Genomic DNA, 20,389 nt, shown 5'->3' with positions numbered 1-20,389 from the left:
CTTTCCTATCAAAATATTATTTAATTTTGTCTAAACTTTTGGGTGCAGTCTAAATTGGAGAGTTTCTATAATGTTTAAGATCAAAAATATTAGTATCTGTAATACTCTGGTTTGAAAGGTCCTTTCACGTCAACACCTATATAATCGGCTTGTTCTGGAGAAAGAACTTCTAGCTCAACGCTTAATTTCTTAAGGTGTAATTCAGCTACTTTTTCATCTAGGTGTTTTGGTAACATATAAACCTCGTTTCCGTAAGCTGCAGAGTTGGTCCAAAGTTCGATTTGAGCCAAAGTCTGATTTGAGAACGAGTTAGACATTACGAAAGATGGGTGACCAGTAGCGCAACCAAGGTTTACCAATCTACCTTCAGCAAGGATGATTACTTCTTTACCTTCGATGGTGTAGATGTCAACTTGAGGTTTAACTTCAGATTTTGTATGACCGTAGTTTTTGTTCAACCAAGCCATATCGATTTCGTTATCGAAGTGCCCGATGTTACAAACGATAGCTTTATCTTTCATTTTAAGGAAATGCTCTCCTCTTACAATATTAAAGTTACCTGTTGTAGTGATGATGATATCTGCATTATCAACCACAGTATCTAATCTTTTCACTTCGTAACCATCCATTGCAGCTTGAAGCGCACAAATTGGGTCAATTTCGGTTACAGTAACGATAGAACCTGCGCCTCTGAAAGATGCAGCAGTACCTTTTCCAACGTCTCCGTATCCACAAACTACCACTCTTTTCCCGGCCAGCATTACGTCAGTCGCTCTTCTTACAGCATCTACTGCAGATTCCTTACAGCCGTATTTGTTATCGAATTTAGACTTAGTAACAGAATCATTGACGTTGATTGCAGGCATTACCAAAGTTCCGTTCTTCATTCTTTCGTACAATCTGTGAACACCAGTTGTAGTTTCTTCAGAAAGTCCTTTGATATCTTTAGTGAATTCTGGGTATCTGTCAAAAACCATATTGGTTAAATCTCCACCGTCATCAAGAATCATATTCAATGGTTTTCTGTCTTCGCCAAAGAAAAGAGTCTGCTCAATACACCAGTCGAATTCCTCTTCATTAAGACCCTTCCAAGCATAAACAGGAATTCCAGCAGCAGCAATCGCAGCAGCAGCGTGATCCTGAGTTGAGAAAATATTACAAGAAGACCAAGTTACTTCAGCTCCTAAAGCAACCAAAGTCTCGATAAGAACTGCAGTTTGGATTGTCATATGTAGACATCCTGCGATTCTTGCGCCTTTCAAAGGTTGAGATGGTCCGTATTCTTCACGGATAGCCATCAAACCAGGCATTTCTGCTTCAGCCAAAGTAATTTCTTTTCTTCCCCATTCTGCTAGGGAAATGTCCTTAACTTTATAAGGAACGTATTGTGTTGTTGTACTCATATCGGATGAATGAATTTTGATTCCAATTTTAAAATGCAAAATTACGATTAATAATTTAGATACAAAAAACTCAGATTAAACTTCATTATGACAATTTACATAACAACATTTTATTTAGTTTAAATCTAAATAACTATTTTTGTAACATCTTAAAAAAACAGTAATATTATGAGCGAACATACAGATGAAGCAAAGAGACAAGCAAAACCAGTTGCGCCTAAAGTAAAAGAATTAATTGCTAAAACGTTAAGTGTGACTTTGGCAACAGTAGATGCAGAAGGAACGCCGAATGCTAGTTATGCGCCATTTGTAGAAATTGATAACAAATTTTACGTTTTGGTTTCTTTTATGGCGAGACATACAAAGAACTTGGCTGAAGGAAGAAAAGTTTCTGCAATGTTCATCGAGGATGAGTCTGCTACAAAACAAGTTTACGCAAGAGAAAGATTAACCGTTGAGGTTTCAACTTCTCAAATAGAAAGAGATACTGATGATTGGAACAACATCGTTGGAAAACTAAAAGAAAGACACGGGAAAATCGTAGATGTTCTGAATGATATGACAGATTTTATCCTAATTGCTCTTCATCCAGTAAAAGGTGCTTACGTGAACGGATTCGGAAGTGCTTATTTTGTAGATGCAAATCTTGAAATAATGGAACATAGAAACGATATCAATCACACTCAGAAATAATATCGATTTCAAAATATATAAAAAGGCTTAGCGAAAACTAAGCCTTTCATTTTTGTTAATTAATTTTTTTAAACTAAAATTAATTCTTCAAACTTTTCATATCAATTACAAATCTGTACTTTACATCACTTTTTAGCATTCTTTCGTAAGCATTGTTGATGTCTTGGATATTGATGATTTCGATGTCCGAAACAATGTTTTTTTCTCCGCAGAAATCTAGCATTTCTTGAGTTTCTTTGATTCCGCCAATCAAAGAACCGGCTACTGAACGTCTTTTATAAATCATAGGTCTAGTACTTACAACTTCATTTTCGAATTCTCCTATGAAACCAACAAGAACCAAGGTTCCGTTTACAGTCAATGTATTCATATAAGGATTGATATCGTGCTCGTAAGGAACAGTGTCAATAATCAAATCGAATTTGTTAAAAACAGATTTCATTTGCTCCTCATCAGTTGAGATAATGACGTGGTCCGTTCCAAGGGCTTTTGCATCGTCTGTTTTTCCAAGAGTTCTAGAGAATAATGTAACTTCTGCGCCCAAACCTTTTGCCAATTTTATCGCCATATGACCTAATCCACCAAGACCTACAACAGCAACTTTGGATTTCTCTGTTATGTTCCAATGTCTGAGAGGTGACCAAGTTGTGATTCCGGCACATAGAAGTGGAGCAGCGGCAGCCATATCCAGATTCTCTGGAAGACTCAAAACGAAATGTTCGTCTACAACAACAGATTCTGCATAACCTCCGAAAGTCCTTGTGCTCTCAAAGTATTTATCTTTTCCATTGTAGGTTCCTATGAAGCCATTTTCACAGAATTGTTCCAAGTCTTGCTCACAGCTGTGACAAGTTCTGCAAGAATCTACCATACAACCAACTGCAACAGAATCTCCGATTTTGAATTTGGTAACTTCATTTCCTACACTTTTTACAATTCCTACAATCTCGTGTCCAGGAACTGCTGGGTAAACTGTTCCACCCCAATCATTTCTTGCGGTATGCAGATCAGAATGACAAACTCCACAATAATAGATATCAATTTCTATGTCTTTTGGTTGGATTTCTCTTCTTTCAATGGTTAGTAGTTCCAAGTCATTTTCGGCAGCTTGTGTGCCAAAAGCTTTTATTTTTCTTGTTTCCATTTTTTTTAAATATTTTTACGTTAAAATTTATTTTAATGAAGTTGTGTGTCAATAGGTATTACCCTGTTTTTATTAATGTTTACACGATTTGGATTTTATATCTTCTATTTTTTGCGTCTTTTCGGTATTCTCCAACGCTACTTTTTGAAATAAAAACTACACCATTTGAGACAATAAACGAATATTCTACAAAGGTAATCACTTTCAATAAACTAGAGGCTTTCGAAAACATTGTAGGGAATATTGTTTTATTTATTCCATATGGATTCTTGGGTATTCTTTATCGAAAACTAAATCAATTCAGATGGTTGTTTCTAGCATTTTTTATCACGATTAATATTATTGAGTTTTCACAATATTATTTTAAAAGAGGATTTGCTGATATTGATGATGTAATCCTAAATACTTTGGGAGCTATTATTGGTTTTTTTATTTACAAAAAGTTCTTTTTTATCAAGGACAAATAACTTTCATTTCTGTTCTTCTATTGATTTGGTGTTGCTGTTCATTACAATTTACGTCATTACTACACTTATTCAGAAGTTGAGTTTCTCCGTAGCCAATTGGCTTTAATCTGGCTTTATCAATACCTTTTGAGACCAGATAATCTGCAGCTGCATTTGCGCGGTTTTGGGAAAGTGTTTTGTTGTAATCATCAGAAGCTCGAGAATCTGTATGCGAAGCTAATTCTACTTTTACATTCGGATTATCTTTCATAAACTGAACCATTTTATTGAGTTCTGCTTTTGCATCCTCTCTGATAAAATACTTATCTAAGTCGTAATGGATATTTTTCAGATTGATTGGTTTTCCGCAAGTCGTTTCTTCCATACAAACTTGTAGATTAAGGAAAAGAGTATGACGCCTGTCTACATTTTTAGAAGTCACGGTTTCTGTTTGAGAAAAGTAATTACCTTTTTTACCATAGATATTGTAAGATGTGTTTTTGTCTGCTTTGAAGTAGAATTTCCCATCGACATTTGTTTTTATTTCGTGAAAGACTTCGGTTTCATTATTTTTAATAACGACTGTTGTGTATCTCAGCGGATCTTTAGAATTACAAATGTTAACTTGTCCTTTTACAAAGAAAATTTCAGGTTCTGTAGATATTTCTTTTTTGATGATTGAATTTTTTACAAATTCATCTTTGTCTGTTTTACTGGAAATCAAATCAATATTGTAAAGACTTCCTTTGATTTCGTAATTTTCAGGTTTAATATTCTTGAAGAAAGCAACACCTTGAGAATTCGTCTTTGCAAAATGGGTTCGTTTTCCTTTTTTATAGAGCTCTACAAAAGTATCGGGAAGAATTAATCCTGTTTCTTTGTCTCTTGCAGTGACAGATACTCCATAGTTAGGATTCGAATCTCTTGTTGGAATTCTGAAAGTCAATCCTGCAAAAACGCCCGCCGAATGAACCTCGTGTTCAAGACTAGCATTTCGGATATTTTGATTAGCAATATTAATATTATATTGATTGTTAGCTTCTGTAAAAGTGATATAAGCTGATACAGAATTATTATTTACTTGATCATTCGCTTTGAAATGTTGTATGTAATATCCACCGACATTCAGTCCTACATATTCGGAGAAAAACCAATTTAGTTCAATTTGTCCTTTTCCGGTTCGTAGATTTTTCTCGTTGTACCCATTATGATAATTGAGGTTGTAATTGTTTGCAGTCAATGATGTTTCTCCACCTTTGATATTAGAAATACCACCTTTTAATTTGAAGGCAAAACTTAGATTATCATTAATGACATATCGGAAATTAGGACCTATTCCTAGAAATAATCTTTCAACTTTATTTTCATTCAATCCAAGATTAGAAAGTGGAGTAGTTCCGTTGTGCAGACTCTCTGTAGGATAAGAACTTTTGGGTTTGTTTGAAAGGTAATCTGCATCAATTCCAAAGCCTATCCAATTGAAATAATAATCTGCAGAAATCCCGAGATTCAGATTGGGTTTGTAATCGATATATTTTGTTTGATTATCATAAGACGGAAAATCCAATCCACCACGTAAAGAGATATTGAATTGATTATGATCGTACAAAGAATTTCGAAATTGAGAATTGAAAAATTGAACTAAAAGAATCGCGAGAAGAAAATAATATTTTCTCATTAGGTTAAGTTTTCTAGGTTACTGCAAATTTAAGGAACTGAGTTGTTAAATAAAAAATGCCGGCTAAAAACCGGCATGTATTTTAAAAACATAATTTACTGTTTGATAATCTGAGTAATCTTTTGGGTATTGTCATCCAATGTGTATCTCATCAGATATTTTCCCGGACGAAGTTTGTCCAATCTCAATTCTGTATTGTTACTATTGATATTATATTCAGCAACTTGAGCACCCAAAATAGAGAAGAATGTTACTGTTTTGATTTTAATAGCAATGTCTTTGGATCTAAGGAGCAAAACATCCTTAGTTGGATTAGGGTAAGCTACCAAAACACCATCGTCGGTCTTTTGAGAAGAAACTGTACGCGCAGTTTGTGCTTTCATTTCTACTGAAAATCCAACCGTAATTACCGTAAATATAATAAAGAATAGAAATTTTTTCATTCGCTTTAGTCTGTACTTAAACAATTACCTACAAATATATTTTAAATTAATCTATTATGCAATAGCCTATCCGTAAAAGTATAAGTAAATTTGCATCAATAAATTTTATCAAGATGATTTCAAGAAACAGAAGACTAAGAACCCACGATTCTATAAGAAGTCTAGTTCGTGAAACTACCCTTACAACAAACGATCTGGTGTTGCCAATGTTTGTTATGGAAGGTAATAACAAAAAAGAAGCCATTTCCTCAATGCCAGGTGTTTTTAGGCAAAGTTTAGATTTAACGGTGCAAACTGTTAAAGAAAATTATGATTTGGGAATCAAAGCAGTCAATCTTTATATGAAGGTGTCCGACAACCTAAAAGACAATACAGGGAAAGAAGCTTGGAATCCAAATGGATTGATGCAAAACACCATAAAAGCTATCAAAGATGCTGTTCCGGGAGTTGTAGTAATGCCCGATGTTGCGCTTGATCCATATTCGATTTATGGCCACGACGGGATAATCAAAAACGGAAAAATTGATAACGATTCCACGGTAGAAGCTCTTGTAAAAATGGGTATTTCTTTGGCAGAAGCAGGGGCTGACATTTTGGCGCCAAGTGATATGATGGATGGTCGTGTTTTGGCTATGAGAGAAGGTTTGGAAGACAATGGATTCACAGATGTGGGGATTTTATCCTACGCAGCCAAATATGCGAGTGCTTTTTATGGACCATTTAGAAGTGCTTTGGATAGTGCACCTGTTGATAATCAAGAAATTCCAGCTGACAAAAAAACTTATCAGATGGATTTTCATAATTCCAGAGAAGCCATCGATGAAGCTCTAAGAGATGTAGAAGAAGGCGCTGACATCATTATGATAAAACCCGGAATGCCTTATCTGGACATCGTTTCAAAAATCCGAGAGTTGATTACACAACCGATTGCGGTTTATCAAGTAAGCGGAGAATATGCAATGTTGAAAGCTGCTGCACAAAACGGTTGGTTAGACAATGAAAAAGTTTTAATCGAAAGTTTAACTAGTATTAAGCGTGCAGGTGCAAATATGATTTTCACATACGCGGCTCCGGAAGTTGCTAAACTTTTGAATAAGTAAAATATAAAACTTACAAATCTTCCTCACCCAAATTCTGAGGAAGATTTTTTTTGTTCTTAATGCCAAGATTTTTCAGTTTCTGAGTTTGGACAATCAGATTATCATTTCCTGAGCTCAATTGTTTGAAAGCATCATTGTAAGAATTCTTAGCTTGGTCGATATTCTTTCCAAGACGTTCTAGATTCTCAACAAAACCAACAAATTTATCATAAAGTTTCGCTCCTCTATCCGCAATTACCATTGCATTTCGGTTTTGGTGTTCGCGTTTCCAAAGGTCTTGGATGAGTTTAAGAGAAGTAATCAGATTAGTAGGACTTAGTAAAAGAATCCTTTTATCATAAGCAAAATTCCAAAGATTAGGCTCAGCTTGCAAAGCTGCAATATAAGCCGCTTCGCTTGGAATAAACATCATTACAAAATCCAGAGATTTATCAAAATCATCATAAGCTTTTTGGCTTAGCTGATTGATATGATTCTTCACCGATTGAAGATGTAAACTTTGTTTCTGGGAGAAAAGTTCAGGATTCGTTTCATCAGTCATTTCAACAAAAGCAGTCAAAGAAACTTTACTGTCGATAATGACATTTCTGTTGTCAGGATATTTTACAACCGCATCAGGACGCATTTTTTTACCGGAAAATTCGGAGAAAATAGCTTTGTTGTTTTCGTCTTTTAATTCGTGTTCCAGAAAATATTCCTGGTTTTTTCTCAATCCAGATTTTTCCAGAATACTTTCCAAAATCATTTCTCCCCAATTTCCCTGAGTTTTACTTTCGCCTTTCAAAGCTCTGGTTAACTGTTTGGCGTCTTCGGAAATCTGCTGGTTAAGGTCTTTAAGCTCTCTGACTTTTTCGCCAAGAGAAAAACGTTCTCTAGCTTCTTTGTCGTAAGTTTCGTTAACCGTATTTTTCAACTCATTGATTTTTTCCTGAAAAGGCTCAAGAATAGTTTTGAGTTGATTTTGATTGATTTGCGTGAATTTCTCAGACTTCTCTTCCAAAATTTGATTTGCAGTTTTCTCAAATTGTAAACGAGTCGTTTCCTGAAGTTTCAAAAAATCCTCTTTTTGGTTTTCGAGATTCTCCTGCAGATTTTTGTAATGAGCATTCAGTTCAGCATTCGTGAAAAGCAGTTCTTCTTTGCTTCTTTGGATTAATGAAATTTCGTTGGTCAGATTATTATTTGAAAGTTTCAATTCATCAATTTTCTGTTGAGAATGATTTTCGTTTTCCTGAGAACGAATTAATTTTTCATTAATGATCTCAATGTTTTTTTTGCTCACATACAAAGATTTCATCAGAAGAAAAACCACAATTCCTCCAACGATTAATCCAACAATTGCATAAATAATTTCCATTTAATCTATATTAGCTTTTACAATTTTAAAACGACTTTTGTTTATAAAATTGAGGTTTTCCGTAATTGGGAAATTATTTTTCGTTTTCCAATTTAGCTTTAGATTCTGCTAATCCGTTTTTCTCTTTTTCGGAGAGTTTTGGATATTGCAGATTCATTTCTTCAAGTTTGTCAATGATAATTTGAATCGCAGCAACTCTGGAAAACCATTTTTGGTCAGCAGGAATCACAAACCAAGGTGCAGACTCTGTAGAAGTTTGATTAATTGCTTCTTCATAAGCTTTTTGATAATCATCCCAGAATCCTCTTTCTGTAATATCGGCGGAAGAAAATTTCCAATTTTTATCGTCCTCATTGATTCTGTCTAGAAAACGTTGCTTTTGTTGTTCTTTGGAAACATTCAGGAAAATCTTAATGATTTTTGTTCCGTTGTTTGCTAAATGTTTTTCAAAATTTCGGATGCTTTCGTATCTGTTTTCCCAGAATTTTTGATCAAATTGTTTTACATCTTTCCAGACTTTCTCGCTGAGGTTATATTCTGGATGAACTTTACAAACCAAAACACTTTCGTAATGAGAACGATTGAAAATTCCGATTTTTCCTTTAGCTGGAAGTGCTAAATAATGTCTCCATATAAAATCGTGAGAATATTCTTTTGTACTTGGACCTTTAAAGCTCGTGACTTCACAACCTTGCGGATTCACACCTCCGAAAACGTGTTCTATCAAACTGTCTTTTCCGGCAGCATCCATTGCTTGAAGAATAATTAATAAAGATTGACTTCCGTCAGCATAAAGTTTCTCTTGCAGAACACGTAACTTTTCCTTTTCTACCTCCAAAAGTTGCTTGGCTTCATCTTTATTGATTTTCCCTTTATAGTTTGTATTATGTTTTTTGATTTCGAATTTCGAATTTTCTTTTATCAAAAAATCATCAGAAAAATTGTATCCCATAATAAAATTGATTTCATGTAAAAATAAAAAAACCGCTCCTTAAAAAAGAACGGTTTTTATAAAAAATGTAAATTTTTATTATTTAGCAGCTTCAGCTCTATTAATGATTTTTTTTGTAGCCTTTGATGAAGCTGGAGCGGCTTTAGCGGAAAAACTTTCAGCAGGAGCAGCAACTAGTTTTGCTTCTTGATTAACCCCTTGTAAATCTTCAACATTTCCTTTGATATATAACACAGATCTGTTGTTAGCTGGATCATTAGAATAAACTTCAATCAATTTGTTGAAAGCTCCTTTAATTCCTGTGTTATAACCTACTTTAATTTGAGCTGTTTTTCCTGGTAAAATTGGATCTTTGCTCCATTCTGGCGTTGTACATCCGCAAGATGGTTTTACTTCGCTAATGATAAGAGGTTTGTTACCCGTATTTTTTACTGTAAAAAATCTGTGTCCATCAGAACCAGCTTTTACATTTCCGTAGTCGAAAGTTGTTTTGTCAAATGAGATGGTCTGAGCAGATGCAAATGCAATAGCGCCTGTCATAAATAATCCTGCAAGAATCTTTTTCATATTTTTTTTCTTTAAATAATTAAATTTTTGAATAACAAAGTTATAAATTATTTGAATATGTGATGTTAATTTTTTCACATTGTCTTATTTTTGCAAATTACAAGCCAAAAATAATTTTAAAATGCAGATTGCAGACAAATACAATCCACAGGAAACTGAACAAAAATGGTATGACTTCTGGTTAGAAAACAAATATTTCCATTCCACACCAGATAACAGACCTCCTTACACAATTGTAATTCCGCCGCCTAACGTAACGGGAATTCTTCATATGGGACATATGTTGAATAATACAATTCAGGATGTATTGGTCAGAAGAGCAAGAATGCAGGGCTTCAATGCTTGTTGGGTTCCTGGAACAGATCACGCTTCTATTGCAACTGAGGCAAAAGTTGTTGCTAAACTTAAATCCGAAGGAATTAACAAATCTGATATCACACGCGAAGAATTTCTAAAACACGCTTGGGATTGGACCGATAAATACGGTGGAACCATTCTAGAACAATTGAAAAAACTAGGTTGCTCTTGCGATTGGGACAGAACAAGATTCACTTTGGAAGATTCAATGTCTCAGCAGGTTATCAAGTCTTTTGTTGATTTGTATAATAAAGGTCTTATCTACAAAGGCTCAAGAATCGTAAACTGGGATCCTGAAGCGAAAACTAATATTTCTGACGAAGAAGTAATCTTTAAAGAACAAAACGGAAAATTATATTTCCTTAAATATAAAATAGAGGGAACTGAAGAATTCCTTTCAGTTGCTACAACACGTCCTGAAACTATTTTTGGAGATACTGCGGTTTGCATCAATCCTAACGACGAGAGATATGCTCATTTGAAAGGTAAAAATGTAATCGTTCCGATTGTAAACAGAATTATTCCAATTATTGAAGATGATTATGTTGATATCGAGTTCGGAACTGGAGCTTTGAAAATTACGCCTGCTCACGATGTTAATGACTACGAAATCGGACAAAAACATCAATTACCAATCATCGATTCTCTTGATGATGACGGAAATCTTAACGAGCACGGATTACATTACGTGGGAAAAAATAGATTTGATGTAAGAAAGCAAATCGCTAAAGAATTAGAAGAAAATAATCTTTTACTTAAAGCGGAAGACTACGTCAATAAAGTAGGAACTTCAGAAAGAACAGGTGCGGTTATCGAGCCAAAAGTTTCTGTTCAATGGTTCCTGAAAATGTCAGAAATTGCAAAACCAGCTTTGGATGTTGTAATGGATGATGAGGTTAAGTTCTATCCAGAAAAATTCAAAAATACCTACAAACACTGGATGGAAAACATCCGTGATTGGAATATTTCGCGTCAGCTTTGGTGGGGTCAACAGATTCCTGCCTATTATTATGGTGAAGGTGAAGATGATTTTGTAGTTGCTGAGAATATTGAAGATGCAATAAAATTAGCACAAGAAAAAACTTCTAACTTCCAACTTCAGGCTTCTGACCTAAAACAAGACCAAGACGCTCTAGACACTTGGTTCTCATCTTGGTTGTGGCCAATGTCTGTTTTTGATGGAGTGAATAATCCGGAAAATGAAGACATCAATTACTATTATCCAACTTCAGATTTGGTAACTGGTCCAGATATTATCTTCTTTTGGGTTGCTAGAATGATTATGGCTGGATTGGAATTTAGAGGGAAAGTTCCGTTCCAAAATGTTTATTTCACAGGAATTGTGAGAGATAAGCAGAGAAGAAAGATGTCTAAACAATTAGGGAACTCTCCAGATCCAATAGATTTAATTGAAAAATACGGAGCTGATGGCGTGCGTGTAGGAAGTTTGTTGAGTGCGCCTGCAGGAAACGATTTGTTGTTTGATGAGGATTTGATGTTGCAAGGAAGAAACTTTGCGACCAAAATCTGGAATGCTTTCCGATTAATCAATATGTGGAATCACGAAGAAAAACCTTTGCACGATTCTGACAAGCAATCTATCGAATGGTTTGAAAACAAATTGAATAAAACGATTGTTGAGATTAATGACCAATTCGAAAAATTCAGGATTTCTGATGCTTTGCATTTGATTTATAAATTAATTTGGGATGATTTCTGCGGATGGTATTTGGAAGCGATTAAACCAAATTTCGGAGAAGGAATTTCGAAAGAAGTTTACAATAAAACGATTGAGTTCTTTGAAGAATTAATGAAATTATTACATCCATTTATGCCTTTCTTGACGGAGGAATTATGGCAAGCAATTTCTGAAAGAAGTACGGAAGAAGCTTTGGTAATTGCTCAGCAGAAAAAAGCAGATTCTTTCAGCGAAGATATTATCAAGAACTTCGTAACTTCTGAAGAATTGATTTCAGGCGTTAGAAATTACCGTCAGACAAAAGGAATTTCGCCAAGAGAAGCGGTTGAGATTTTTACTAATGCTACAGAATTTCCGAATGAAGCTGTTGTAAGAAAATTGGCGAATGTTTCTGAAATTCATTTTGGAACAAAAACGGATAAGCCTAGTTTTACATTCTTAGTTGGAGCAACAGAAGTTTCAATTCCTTTGAGTGAAAATTTAGATTTAGCCGAAGAAAAAGCGAAAACCGAAGAAGAATTAAAATATTTAAAAGGTTTCTTGATTTCTGTAGATAAAAAATTATCAAACGAAAAATTTGTAGCTAACGCAAAACCAGAAATCGTAGATGTGGAGCGTAAAAAACAAAAAGACGCACAGGATAAAATTGCTTTGCTAGAAGAAAAATTAAAAACGCTTTAGCCAAAAACAATCAACAGACAACTATCAACTAAGTGATGACTCACATAGAAAATATTAAAAAATTATTCTCCCGAGACTTCGTAGAAAATCCTTTATTGGAAACCTACGAAGTCGGGGAGATTCATATTTCATCGGGTAAAATTGTAGCAAGTGACGCTTTGATTACGCCTGATAAATCCGCCTTCAATCAAGAATTTCCGAAAGGAGATTTTACAGTTTTGATTCACAAAGAAAGAAATTCCAATTGTGTGGCTTATGCTGAAATTGTTTTCGATAAAAATCAATTGGCTGAAAATTGGGCTTTGGCTTTATGCGATGACCAAAATCTAAAAGATTTAAAAGAAGGAGAAATCTTCGGTTATCCCGTAGAATCTGGGATGGGAAGTTTTATGGATAAAGATGCTCAAGACGCATTGAATAATCTGGAACAAGAACTTTTCCATAAAAAAGGTGCTGATTTTATGGGAATCTATGAAGAGTTTTTCCATTCTCATTTTTTTGATGAAAAAGGCGCCATTGACCAGTTTGCAGTTCTGAAACCTTACGACAATAAAAAGGAAAACATCATTGCTTTCGAAACTGGATATGGCGAAGGATTTTATGCTTCTTATATTGGTTATTCTAAAGATAATCAAGTAGTTAAATTAATTTCTGAGTTTATAGAAATCGGAATGGATTAAATTGTTACATTAGCAGAAATGAAATGATAAACCATTATTTCGTTTGACTTTTAAACAATTAATATTACAAATGAGACTAAGTAATATAATCCCCCAGATTGTAGTTGTAGGAAGCTCTTCTATTGATTTGATTCTTAATACTTCTAAAATCCCAACAGCCAACAACACGGTTCTAGCTAACGGACTGAAAAGTTTTCTTGGAGGAAAAGGTGCCAATCAAGCAATTGCAACGTCGCGTTTGGGTGCTCGTACTGCTTTGATAAGTCGGGTAGGTATGGACCCTTATGGACAGCAGGTTCTCAGAAATCTGGACGATGAAGATGTGAATGTAGCTTACGTTGTGGAAGACAATGACGAAGATACAGGAACTGCTTATGTGAACGCTTCTGACGAGGGAAATGCCATCACAGTAGTTCCCGCTGCAAATTATAATTTATCACCAAATGACATCAATGAAGCTGAAAAATATCTTTTAACAGCAGATTTGATTTTGACTCAGTTAGAGATTCCTATAAAAACTGTTGAATATCTTTTCAAAAAAGCAAAAAGTCTTGGAAAGAAAATCGGAATTTATGCTGCGCCTGCAAGCCGATTGTCAGACGAAATAATAGATTATGCGAGTTTCATAGTTGCAAAAAGCACAGATTTGGAAACGCTTTTCGGAGAAGGAAATCACGACGAAATCATTAAACATCTTCCGAATAAATTATTTGTGAGAGACGGCGCTAATAGTACCAGTTATTTTGATGGCTCCGAGATGAAATATTTTCGAAAAGACCCAACTTCCCAAGCGCACAATATGGGATTAGGTGATGCTTTCACATCAGGTTTTTCTATTGCTTTGCTTCACGGGAATTCTATTGAGGATTGTGTGAAATTTGGAAATGAAGTGGCGCTTAAAGCGGCGGATTATAGAGGTTCTCAGAAAGGTTTGCCATATCTCAAGGATTTTCAGAATTAATATTTCCAACATATCGAAATATCATTTTCAACAGATTGATTTTTTATTTTTATAGAATGATTCCATTAAAATCATTTTAATGCAAAATATTAATATAACAACCGAGGATAATTACAGTTTGTCTGTTCATATTTTTGAACCTCAAAATCCTAACAGAAAAATTTTATTGATAAACTCTGCGACTGGTGTCAAGCAGCAGATTTATTTCTCATTTGCGCAGTTTTTTTCTGAGCAGGGTTTTACGGTGATGGCTTACGATTATCGTGGAATTGGACTTTCAAAACCTGATAAAATGAAAGGTTTCGAAGCCTCAATGAGGATTTGGGGAACTAAGGATTACAAAGCTGTAACTAATTATATTAAAACCAATTTTTCGGATTATCAGAAATTTTGTTTGGGACATTCAGTCGGTGCTTTGATTTTAGGAATGAATGAGGATTCTGAGATTTTTGAGGAATTTATATTTGTTGGAACTCAGAATGCTTTTGTAGGAAATTTAAAATTCAAAACAAAGATTGGAGCTTATCTTGGCTTCGGAATTGCACAGCCTTTGTCGACCAAATTATTAGGCTATTTTCCCGCAGATTGGTTTGGTTTAGGCGAAAGTTTGCCTTCGGGAAGTGCATTTGATTGGCGAACTTTGATTCTCAATAGAAAATCAACAAACAAACTTTTGGAAAAGTCAGAGGATTTTTCTAAAAACCTGACTCAAAAAGTTTTTGTAGTAAGAGCGCAAGATGATGCTTGGTTAACCGAAAAAGGGGTGAAATCGCTTTTACAAGACACTTATCCAAATCTGAAACCGATTTACCGATTAATCAAAACATCGGAGTCAGAAAAAAATGAAATAGGACATATTAATTTTTTCAGAAGCTACAACAAAAAGCTCTGGAATATTATTTTAAATGAATTATTTGAACTTAAATATTTGTGAGCTTTCTTAAGTTTGAAGTTTATACTGAGCTTGTCGAAGTACCTTTGCGAACTCAAAATATTTTCAATAATTATAAAAAATCTTTGCGCTCTTTGCGTTCAAAAAATATGGAATTAATTAACAAAACAATAGAATTAGTAAAACAAAAATTAGAAGGAACAGAATCTGGTCACGATTGGTTTCATATCGAGCGTGTTTGGAAACTGAGTCTTAAAATTCAAGAAAAAGAAGGAGGCGATAAATTAATTATCGAATTATCTGCTTTACTACACGACATTGCTGACCCAAAATTCCATAAAGGTGACGAAACTTTGGCTTCAAAAATTGTTAACAACTTTCTTACAGAACAAAATGTTGATTCGGAAACGATTCAAAAAGTCATTTTCATCATCGAAAATATGTCTTTCAAAAACCGAAATGATGCGCCAGAAAATCTACCTTTGGAACTGAAAATCGTTCAGGATGCTGATAGATTAGATGCCATTGGTGCGATTGGAATTGCCAGAACTTTCAATTTTGGTGGTTACAAAAACAACTTGATGTATCATCCTGACATCAAACCAAAACTGAATCAAACAAAGGAAGAATACAAAAAATCCGACGGAACTACGATTAATCATTTCTATGAAAAACTGTTGCTTCTCAAAGATTTACTTAATACGAAAACAGCTAAGGAAATTGCGGAACACAGACATCAATTTATGCTTCAATTCCTCGATGAATTCTACAAAGAGTGGAATGTCACGTTCTAATTGACGAGAAACTATTATCTTTGTTTCAATGATAATCATTCTAATTCTCATTTTTCTCATCATTGCTCTCTTTCTGTCCGGTTTTCGGTCAGGAAAATGGAATCTGTGGAACAAAGCCGTTCGGACGATTATTACCATTTCTGCGGCCGCTTATTTCACGTTTTGGTTTGTGGAGAGAAGTGTGTCTCAGTTTTTAGAAAACTCTTTGGCTGTGCAGGTTATCAATTATTTGCCACAACCGATTGACTTTTACATCATCAGGATTCAGGACGGAGAAAAAGAAACCAAATATCTTTCCAAACACGTTGGTCAAATCCGCCCGGAGTATTTCCGAATAGAATATCTCAATATGCAGAAATCCAACGAGTTTTGGGTTGCCGGATATATTGGAAAGAATAAATTGGTTTATTTCTCGCAGGTTGCAGTTCCCAACAAAAATGAGGACAAAATCATCGAGGTCAAAAATTATATCAACAACAGTCTCAAACTTTCTGCAATAGCGACCGAAAAAATCGAAGAACTTAAATACGATAACATCAAACTCAGTATTTGGGTTACATTGGATTTGCTGCTTATTTTTCTCAACACCGTTTTACTTTTCCGAAGTAGCAAGAAGAATTAATGTCATATTTTGGGCGCCTTTATCCGCCCTCCGTTCCCGCTTTTTTCTTTTTTTCCAAAAAAAGAAAAAGAGCTCCACTCAGGTCGGGGCGCGAGTGATTCTCTGTTTTTAAAATACTTTCAAAAATTACATTTTATTATTTATAAAATTTACCACAAAAATTTATAAAAAATATAAAAATAAATGTTGGGTTTGTTCTCAACTTTGTACATTTAGGCTCGCAAAAATTGGTACAATTAATGCAATTTAATATTCAATAAAATCAAAGAAAAATGGACTTATCAAAACATATTAATTCAGCGCATCAAACATTTCAGGATTGGAGAAAAACACCTTTTGAAGAAAGACAAAAGCTACTTTTGAAACTGGCAGATGTTGTGGATAAAAACAAAGAAGCTTATGCGAAAATCATAACTACAGAAATGCACAAACCGATTTCTCAATCAATGGCAGAGATAGAAAAAAGTGCAGGAATGATTCGTTTTTATGCCAATGCAGAAAATGTATTAAAACCCGCAGAAATCAAAACAGAATTCAATGTCAGTGAAGTTCATTACGATGCAATGGGAATTATTTTGGGTGTAATGCCTTGGAATTTTCCATTTTGGCAGGTTTTGAGATTTGCAGTTCCGGCAATTCTTGCAGGAAATGTTATTTTACTGAAACACGCATCCATCTGCTTCGGAAGTGGAGATGAAATTGAAAAAGCTTTTGCAGAAGCAGGCTTTCCAAAATATATTTTTCAAAATCTAAGAATTGGACACAACGAAATCCAAGAGATTCTTGAAAATCCTTTGGTAAGAGGTGTAAGTCTAACAGGAAGTGAAAAAGCCGGCGGAACTGTTGCTGCTTTGGCCGGAAAAAACATCAAAAAATCGGTTTTGGAATTAGGAGGAAGTGATGCTTTCATCGTTTTAGAAGATTCTGATTATGAAAAAGCCGCAGTTGACGGACCAGCTGGAAAACTTCAAAATACAGGACAGGTTTGTAATGCAGCGAAACGTTTTATTGTTCATCAGGATATTGAGGAAAAGTTTGTTCCAAAATTCATAGAAGAGTACAATTCTTACCAACCAGCTGATCCTTTTAAAAAGGAAACCAAATTGGGAAAAATGGCAAGACCGGATTTGGCAGACGAATTGGAAAGTCAATATAAAAAAGCTTTGAAAAATGGAGCAGAAGTGGTTCTTGCTTTGGAACGTATTTCTGAGAATGAATTTCGTCCGGGAATTATCAGAGTAAAAGAAGGAAATCCGATTTTGCAGGAAGAATTATTTGGACCATTGGCAATTCTGATGGTTGGAAAAGACGATGATGAAATCCTAAAATTAGCAAATGATATTCCGTTTGGGTTAGGAAATGCAGTTTGGACGAAAGATAAAAAACGCGCTCAGTTTTTCATTGATAATCTTGAATCAGGAACTGTTTCTATTAATAAATCCACGAGTTCTGATGCAAGACTTCCTTTTGGTGGAGCAAAATCTTCCGGTTATGGTGTGGAGTTGTCCTTATTGGCGATTAAAGAATTTACGCAGATAAAAACTGTTGTTGGGAATATTTGAAAATTTACGCAAAGAATTGATTAAGAATTAAGTTTCCAAAGATTCAATTAATTGAATTGTGAAGTTTTCTTGAGAATTTTTTACTAATATAAAACCCTTTCAGAGTTTAAAACTCTGAAAGGGTTTCTTGTATTTTATTGATAAAGCTTGTTTGGAAGAACAATCCCATAGCCCCGATAGGAACGGCATCCTTTTTTGTTTTCTTCTACTCATTTTCTTTTAATGGAGAAACGTTTTGAAAATAAAAAAAATATAGTGGATAGCGGGATTAAGCTCCTGAAAAAATTAATTCAAATTGGCTGAAAGTTGATTTTTAACATTAGCTAAAGAATCTGCTTTGGCTTTTTTCTCCTGTTCAACTTGTTGAAGAACGATGTCTCGATTTTCCTGTTCTTTAATAATCTCTGCGAGGTGAGGTTCGATGATTTTGTTCATTTCGTCTTCGGACATATTGTTAGCTTCCGGAGAATCCAACAATTTTTTCCAAGGTCGTCTTTTTCCCCAAGGATAATCGCCGTAAACAATGAGCGGCGTTCCTTTGGCTCTGGTAGTTGCTCCGCCTTTATTGAGAACCCAAGTGTCCACCCAAGTGTACATCCATTTGGCGTCTTCTTCTAACATTCTGAGGCAAGAGTGCGAAGCCGGATAACCGGGCATTGCGTATTGATGCCAGCCAATGCCGTCAAAATTGGCTACGTTGACATTCCATCGCAGTTTCCACTCGTCGCTGACGGTTGAGATTGCGACTTCTTTTTTCCAATTGGCAAACATCAAACCTTTTTTGGTTGGCGTTGCTTTTTTACCCATACTTGTTGGTCCCCATTTGATGAGATTTCCGTTTTCATAAACGCCAAAAGCCTGAATAGGATAAGAAAAGAAAACGAATTTTTTCACATTTTCAAGACTCGTAACGTGTCCCGGAAACGGCGAATATATAAGGAAATCGTCCTCGATTTTTGCAGGAACAACCAATGTGTCAGCAGCGCCAATGTTGGCTCTGTCAAGTCGATTGAGCGCAAGAATTGTGTAAAGCGCTTTTCCTGTAAATTCTTTTTTATTTTTTTGTGAAACCGAGTCGGTGTTTTTGTAAACCCAAGGGAAAAATCCAAAGTCTTTTCTAGGAATGACAACATCGGGAACTTTTGGTTTTTCTTCTTTTACTGAGTCTTCTTCTTTTTTATCATCAGGCGTCAAAATATCCGTAATAGGATTGTCATTTTTATCTGAGGAAGGAACTGATTCATCCTTTTTACATTGAATCAGAAATAACGAAACTGCGATGAATAAAGGAAATGTGTTTTTAATTAATTTGATGTTCATAGTTTTTCTTTCTGTGTCTATAAGTTACAAAAAGAATACCAAGTGATAATTAAAAATTATAAATGATGAATTATAAATTTTTATTAATAATGTCTTTGATGATTTGCTTGGCGTGGATTCTTGAGTTTTCTATAAACCAAAGATGGGTGTCTTTTCCACCGCAGACAACGCCTGCAAGATAGATTCCGTCTATGTTGGTTTCCATCGTTTCGGGATTGTAATTTGGGTTTTGACATTCGCCTTTCAAATCTATTCCGATATTTTTTAGGAATTCGAAATCGGGAAGATAACCTGTCATTGCAAGTACAAAATCATTTTCTATTTCCTGAATTTCTCCTTTTTCAGTTTTGAATATTACTGAGTGCTCTTTTACTTCCAGAAGTTCTGCTCCGAAAAAAGCTTTGATGCTTCCTTCTTTGATTCGGTTCTCAATGTCCGGTTTTACCCAATACTTTACACTTTTGGAAATTTCGTTATTTCGGATAATCATTGTTACATTTCCACCTTTTCTGTAGATTTCCAAAGCGGCGTCAACTGAGGAATTGCTGGCACCTACAACCACGATATTCTGAAAAGCATAGGGATAAGGTTCTGTATAATAATGTTTTACTTTTGGTAATTCTTCACCTTTGATATTCATCAGATTTGGAATGTCATAAAAACCTGTTGCAATCACTACATTTTTAGCAGAATAAATCTGCTTGCTGGTTTCAACTTGGAAAAAAGTAGATTTCTGAATATTAATCACCTTTTCGTAAGATTTGATATTGATTTCTTTTGCGCGGGCGATTCCTTGGTAATACTCCAGAGCATCTTGTCGCCCCGGTTTGGGTTTGGTTGTGATGAAGGGAATTTCATCAATTTCCAATCGGTCGGCTGTCGAAAAAAATGTCATATACAACGGATAATTGTAAAGGCTGTTGACTATCGTTCCTTTTTCAATCACGATATATTTCAAGTTGTTTTTTTTAGCTTCCAAAGCACAAGCTAACCCAATTGGACCACCGCCAACAATAAGAACATCGTATAATTCCATCT

Annotated in this window: 19 protein-coding genes; 10 read left to right on the top strand and 9 right to left on the bottom strand. The window is 34.9% G+C overall.

Translation table 11 applies throughout. The annotated features are described in order from the left end of the window. Nucleotides 1-89: 89 nt before the first annotated feature. A complete protein-coding gene (gene ahcY, locus RTY06_RS01415; RefSeq protein ID WP_312822258.1) occupies nt 90-1,403 on the bottom strand; it encodes an adenosylhomocysteinase in 1,314 nt (437 codons plus the stop codon). Between the two features lie 168 nt (nt 1,404-1,571). On the opposite strand from ahcY, the gene RTY06_RS01410 reads away from it, so the two are divergent. Then, on the top strand, nt 1,572-2,096 hold the full coding sequence (locus RTY06_RS01410) for a HugZ family protein (protein ID WP_312822256.1): 525 nt from the start codon (nt 1,572-1,574) through the stop codon (nt 2,094-2,096). A 79-nt stretch (nt 2,097-2,175) separates the two neighbouring features. Here the strand turns inward: RTY06_RS01410 and RTY06_RS01405 are convergent, their stop codons facing one another. Next, entirely contained in the window at nt 2,176-3,240 is a 1,065-nt protein-coding gene (locus RTY06_RS01405; RefSeq protein WP_312822254.1) for an NAD(P)-dependent alcohol dehydrogenase, read from the bottom strand. A gap of 35 nt (nt 3,241-3,275) precedes the next feature. Here RTY06_RS01405 and RTY06_RS01400 point away from each other — a divergent pair, with 35 nt between their 5' ends. Then, nucleotides 3,276-3,707 (top strand): VanZ family protein, encoded by a 432-nt coding sequence (locus RTY06_RS01400; RefSeq protein WP_312822252.1) that lies wholly within the window; start codon nt 3,276-3,278, stop codon nt 3,705-3,707. Here RTY06_RS01400 and RTY06_RS01395 read toward each other — a convergent pair. Continuing rightward, the gene (locus RTY06_RS01395) at nt 3,694-5,364 is read right to left on the bottom strand and encodes an OmpA family protein (protein ID WP_312822250.1); all 1,671 of its coding nucleotides are present in this window, start codon (nt 5,362-5,364) and stop codon (nt 3,694-3,696) included. The two genes, RTY06_RS01400 and RTY06_RS01395, sit on opposite strands and share 14 nt — an antisense overlap. A 95-nt stretch (nt 5,365-5,459) precedes the next feature. After that, entirely contained in the window at nt 5,460-5,807 is a 348-nt protein-coding gene (locus tag RTY06_RS01390; RefSeq protein ID WP_312822248.1) for a T9SS type A sorting domain-containing protein, read from the bottom strand. Nucleotides 5,808-5,914: 107 nt separating this feature from the next. Here RTY06_RS01390 and hemB point away from each other — a divergent pair, with 107 nt between their 5' ends. Next, on the top strand, nt 5,915-6,907 hold the full coding sequence (gene hemB / locus RTY06_RS01385; RefSeq protein WP_312822273.1) for a porphobilinogen synthase: 993 nt from the start codon (nt 5,915-5,917) through the stop codon (nt 6,905-6,907). A gap of 10 nt (nt 6,908-6,917) precedes the next feature. On the opposite strand, the gene rmuC is transcribed toward hemB, so the two are convergent. The 3 genes from rmuC to RTY06_RS01370 form a co-directional block, all read right to left on the bottom strand. Beyond that, nucleotides 6,918-8,264, bottom strand: coding sequence for a DNA recombination protein RmuC (gene rmuC, locus RTY06_RS01380; RefSeq protein ID WP_312822247.1), 1,347 nt, complete (start codon nt 8,262-8,264; stop codon nt 6,918-6,920). Between the two features lie 73 nt (nt 8,265-8,337). Beyond that, on the bottom strand, nt 8,338-9,216 hold the full coding sequence (locus RTY06_RS01375) for a polyphosphate kinase 2 family protein (RefSeq protein WP_312822246.1): 879 nt from the start codon (nt 9,214-9,216) through the stop codon (nt 8,338-8,340). A gap of 78 nt (nt 9,217-9,294) precedes the next feature. Beyond that, a complete protein-coding gene (locus tag RTY06_RS01370) occupies nt 9,295-9,783 on the bottom strand; it encodes a DUF1573 domain-containing protein (RefSeq protein ID WP_312822244.1) in 489 nt (162 codons plus the stop codon). 121 nt (nt 9,784-9,904) lie between these two features. Here RTY06_RS01370 and RTY06_RS01365 point away from each other — a divergent pair, with 121 nt between their 5' ends. The 7 genes from RTY06_RS01365 (at nt 9,905) to RTY06_RS01335 (ending at nt 18,031) form a co-directional block, all read left to right on the top strand. Then, entirely contained in the window at nt 9,905-12,520 is a 2,616-nt protein-coding gene (locus tag RTY06_RS01365; RefSeq protein WP_312822243.1) for a valine--tRNA ligase, read from the top strand. A gap of 35 nt (nt 12,521-12,555) precedes the next feature. Further along, nucleotides 12,556-13,200, top strand: a complete 645-nt coding sequence (locus RTY06_RS01360) for a DUF4241 domain-containing protein (RefSeq protein WP_312822242.1) — start codon at nt 12,556-12,558, stop codon at nt 13,198-13,200. A gap of 70 nt (nt 13,201-13,270) precedes the next feature. Continuing rightward, nucleotides 13,271-14,161: a ribokinase gene (locus tag RTY06_RS01355; RefSeq protein ID WP_312822240.1), complete on the top strand. Its 891-nt coding sequence runs from the start codon at nt 13,271-13,273 to the stop codon at nt 14,159-14,161. A gap of 79 nt (nt 14,162-14,240) precedes the next feature. After that, nucleotides 14,241-15,095 (top strand): serine aminopeptidase domain-containing protein, encoded by an 855-nt coding sequence (locus RTY06_RS01350; protein ID WP_312822239.1) that lies wholly within the window; start codon nt 14,241-14,243, stop codon nt 15,093-15,095. Between the two features lie 107 nt (nt 15,096-15,202). Beyond that, a complete protein-coding gene (locus RTY06_RS01345) occupies nt 15,203-15,847 on the top strand; it encodes an HD domain-containing protein (protein WP_312822237.1) in 645 nt (214 codons plus the stop codon). A gap of 28 nt (nt 15,848-15,875) precedes the next feature. After that, nucleotides 15,876-16,469, top strand: a complete 594-nt coding sequence (locus RTY06_RS01340) for a hypothetical protein (protein WP_312822236.1) — start codon at nt 15,876-15,878, stop codon at nt 16,467-16,469. A 272-nt stretch (nt 16,470-16,741) separates the two neighbouring features. After that, nucleotides 16,742-18,031 carry an aldehyde dehydrogenase family protein gene (locus RTY06_RS01335; protein WP_312822235.1) on the top strand — a complete coding sequence of 430 codons (1,290 nt, stop codon included), beginning with the start codon at nt 16,742-16,744 and terminating at the stop codon, nt 18,029-18,031. A gap of 285 nt (nt 18,032-18,316) precedes the next feature. On the opposite strand, the gene RTY06_RS01330 is transcribed toward RTY06_RS01335, so the two are convergent. Together RTY06_RS01330 and RTY06_RS01325 are read right to left on the bottom strand one after the other, a co-directional pair. Continuing rightward, complete coding sequence (locus RTY06_RS01330; protein ID WP_312822233.1) at nt 18,317-19,351, bottom strand: L,D-transpeptidase; 1,035 nt, start codon at nt 19,349-19,351, stop codon at nt 18,317-18,319. 70 nt (nt 19,352-19,421) lie between these two features. Beyond that, nucleotides 19,422-20,387, bottom strand: coding sequence for a YpdA family putative bacillithiol disulfide reductase (locus RTY06_RS01325; protein WP_312822232.1), 966 nt, complete (start codon nt 20,385-20,387; stop codon nt 19,422-19,424). Between the last annotated feature and the right edge of the window lie 2 nt (nt 20,388-20,389).

Origin of the sequence: Epilithonimonas sp. (assembly GCF_032055105.1) — a bacterium.
GTDB lineage: Bacteria > Bacteroidota > Bacteroidia > Flavobacteriales > Weeksellaceae > Epilithonimonas.
The sequence above is the reverse complement of the archived record's forward strand: the minus strand, read 5'-3'. Positions and strand labels throughout refer to the sequence as shown.

Bases quoted from the DNA above. Each gene is read 5' to 3' on its own strand.
- ahcY (WP_312822258.1), bottom strand. From the start codon at position 1,403: ATGAGTACAACAACACAATACGTTCCTTATAAAGTTAAGGACATTTCC.
- RTY06_RS01340 (WP_312822236.1), top strand. From the start codon at position 15,876: ATGATAATCATTCTAATTCTCATTTTTCTCATCATTGCTCTCTTTCTG.
- RTY06_RS01365 (WP_312822243.1), top strand. From the start codon at position 9,905: ATGCAGATTGCAGACAAATACAATCCACAGGAAACTGAACAAAAATGG.
- RTY06_RS01360 (WP_312822242.1), top strand. From the start codon at position 12,556: ATGACTCACATAGAAAATATTAAAAAATTATTCTCCCGAGACTTCGTA.
- RTY06_RS01375 (WP_312822246.1), bottom strand. From the start codon at position 9,216: ATGGGATACAATTTTTCTGATGATTTTTTGATAAAAGAAAATTCGAAA.
- RTY06_RS01370 (WP_312822244.1), bottom strand. From the start codon at position 9,783: ATGAAAAAGATTCTTGCAGGATTATTTATGACAGGCGCTATTGCATTT.
- RTY06_RS01325 (WP_312822232.1), bottom strand. From the start codon at position 20,387: ATGGAATTATACGATGTTCTTATTGTTGGCGGTGGTCCAATTGGGTTA.
- RTY06_RS01355 (WP_312822240.1), top strand. From the start codon at position 13,271: ATGAGACTAAGTAATATAATCCCCCAGATTGTAGTTGTAGGAAGCTCT.
- RTY06_RS01345 (WP_312822237.1), top strand. From the start codon at position 15,203: ATGGAATTAATTAACAAAACAATAGAATTAGTAAAACAAAAATTAGAA.
- RTY06_RS01350 (WP_312822239.1), top strand. From the start codon at position 14,241: ATGCAAAATATTAATATAACAACCGAGGATAATTACAGTTTGTCTGTT.
- rmuC (WP_312822247.1), bottom strand. From the start codon at position 8,264: ATGGAAATTATTTATGCAATTGTTGGATTAATCGTTGGAGGAATTGTG.
- RTY06_RS01400 (WP_312822252.1), top strand. From the start codon at position 3,276: ATGAAGTTGTGTGTCAATAGGTATTACCCTGTTTTTATTAATGTTTAC.
- RTY06_RS01390 (WP_312822248.1), bottom strand. From the start codon at position 5,807: ATGAAAAAATTTCTATTCTTTATTATATTTACGGTAATTACGGTTGGA.
- RTY06_RS01405 (WP_312822254.1), bottom strand. From the start codon at position 3,240: ATGGAAACAAGAAAAATAAAAGCTTTTGGCACACAAGCTGCCGAAAAT.
- RTY06_RS01395 (WP_312822250.1), bottom strand. From the start codon at position 5,364: ATGAGAAAATATTATTTTCTTCTCGCGATTCTTTTAGTTCAATTTTTC.
- RTY06_RS01335 (WP_312822235.1), top strand. From the start codon at position 16,742: ATGGACTTATCAAAACATATTAATTCAGCGCATCAAACATTTCAGGAT.
- RTY06_RS01410 (WP_312822256.1), top strand. From the start codon at position 1,572: ATGAGCGAACATACAGATGAAGCAAAGAGACAAGCAAAACCAGTTGCG.
- RTY06_RS01330 (WP_312822233.1), bottom strand. From the start codon at position 19,351: ATGAACATCAAATTAATTAAAAACACATTTCCTTTATTCATCGCAGTT.